This is a genomic window from Pelagibacterium lentulum, assembly GCF_003992625.1.
Lineage (GTDB): Bacteria > Pseudomonadota > Alphaproteobacteria > Rhizobiales > Devosiaceae > Pelagibacterium > Pelagibacterium lentulum.
On sequence record NZ_RZMW01000005.1, the window covers coordinates 1 to 2,063 of the forward strand.

1 protein-coding gene and 2 pseudogenes are annotated in these 2,063 nt (G+C 55.8%); all 3 read left to right on the forward strand.

Features of this window, described 5'->3' with window-relative positions; all coding sequences use genetic code 11:
- A pseudogene (locus tag EO133_RS20100) lies at positions 1 to 1,068 on the forward strand (hypothetical protein); the annotation flags it as partial.
- 31 nt (positions 1,069 to 1,099) lie between these two features.
- Positions 1,100 to 1,279 (forward strand): hypothetical protein, encoded by a 180-nt coding sequence (locus EO133_RS01255; protein ID WP_127070821.1) that lies wholly within the window; start codon positions 1,100 to 1,102, stop codon positions 1,277 to 1,279.
- Between the two features lie 61 nt (positions 1,280 to 1,340).
- A pseudogene (locus EO133_RS01260) lies at positions 1,341 to 2,063 on the forward strand (hypothetical protein); the annotation flags it as partial.

Here is a 2,063-nt window from a genome sequence, read left to right on the forward strand (position 1 = left end):
CAGGCCCAAGCGGTTCTGACCGGCGACCAGGAGCTTGCCAATGCCATGCAGTTCGATGAATTGCGGCGCTCGCTTGGTACGGTGGTTGGTGATCTTTCCGCCACGTTTGAAGAAACGATCACCACGGCTATAATTCCGATGAACGGGCGGCTCGTGGCGCTCGCCGATGCCCTGACCGAACTATCTGCTGCGGATGCCGGCGATATATCGTCAGCGCGTATTAGGTTCACTGCAATGTCCGGCCCGAGTGGCTATGCGCGCGTCGGTATTGAAACGCGCTTCGATGTTGCCAATACCGGCGATTATCGGCTGGCTGGTAGTTATTGGGATACTCCAAACGACCCCCAATTGCCCACCCGCAGAGTTGAGATTGCCGAGCAGTTCATCATTGCGGAAAGTGCTGCTGCCGCTGGATCGCAACCCTTTATTTTTGAGGGCGGAAATCTGCGCGTGCCGAACGCGTACATCTGGGGCTTAACGGCGGTCAATATCGAGACGGCATCTATTGCTGCAGACTTGGGTTTCATTCAAACGCTGACATCTGAGCAGGCGTTCATTGATAACCTGCAGGTGGGATGGGCTGCGATTGAAAACGCAGTTGTCAACAATCTGGTCGTTAACGCGGCGATGATAGGAGACCTTGCCGTAACCCGGATCAAGCTCGAAGAGGGCTCTGTTACTGACGTTTACAAGGCTGGACCCACTTCCGGAAGCATGTCCGCACCGGGAACCATAACGTTGAACAGTCAAACTATAAATGTAGGCGCAGGTGATCTTATATCAGCTGGAGCGGTCGTTGTGGGTTTTGGAGGCGGGAACGTTAGCAATGGCGGCTTTCGTATGTTCATCGAAATGGTGGCGGGTGGTGATGTTTACGTCATAGGTGAAGGTACGAGCGCTAGTTGGACAAACCAGTCTGAAAGAAACGCCGCCCCTGAACCCTATGCAAGTGGGTTGGCCCTATCTCCAATTACCGGAAATGTAACAATTCGATCAAGAATTCAGCTTTTCGGCTCGATTGCCTACTCGGGAACCCGTCGCCTAACATCCAATGTTGCACGCCGCTGATCCGGTTTTTACATACAATTATTGAGGGGCCGTGACCCACATTCAAGTCACGCCAGAAATCGCCTTGCGAGAGGCGATGATCGAAAACCAGTTCCTGAAAAACCGCACCCTGATCCTCGCACAGCAATGCGCTGATAAGGATCAGCGGATCGCGGCGCTTGAGGCGCAAGCCCAAGAGCAAGAACAATCCGCGCCGCCGGAAGGCGACTGACCTGACCAAAATCACCGTACCGACCGCCGCCCACTGAGGCGGCTTTTTTATTGGAGACACCATGACAGTAATGAGTGATTACGTCACGGGCACCGTAAGCCTAACCAATGGCTCGGCATCGTTCACTGGAGCCGGCACAGGCTGGGCGCTGGCGGGATTTCGTGAGGGCGATACGATCATCGATATTACTGGCGCCACTGAATATTGGGGCGTAATCGCGACGATTGACGCTAATGGGGCAGGGACGCTCACCAAGCCGTGGGAAGGCCCGACGCTGAGCGATGCCGCCTACCGTATGCGCTACCAGCCTGACGGCAGCCGTGTGACGGCACAGGCGCGGCAATTGATCGAGCTGTTGGGCAATGGCAATTTGCAAGGTCTTGCGGGCCTTTCGGGCAGTGCCGATCAGGTCATTATGTTTACCGGGCCGGGTACTGTTACGACCGTACCAAAGACCGACCTGACAAGCGGTGCGAACTATGACGTGCAGGTGGATACGCTGGCGGCGCGGGCAGCCTATGATGGGATGGATGAGGGCTTTTCTGTTCTGGTAAGCGATACCGGAGATGGGCGCTCGGCGATTTTTTCAAAGGCATCGGCGACAAGCGGAGACTGGACCGATCCTGCTTATGTGACGGGAGCAGGTTATAGCCTTTCGATTGGCGATGTTGATGCAATTCCATTCGGCGAGTCGCCCAATGTCACGCTGACGCCTGGGGCAGGTGGCGGCGCGCTGAACTTCGAGATTCCGGCTGGCATGATCGTAGAGCCGGGGTCGATCACA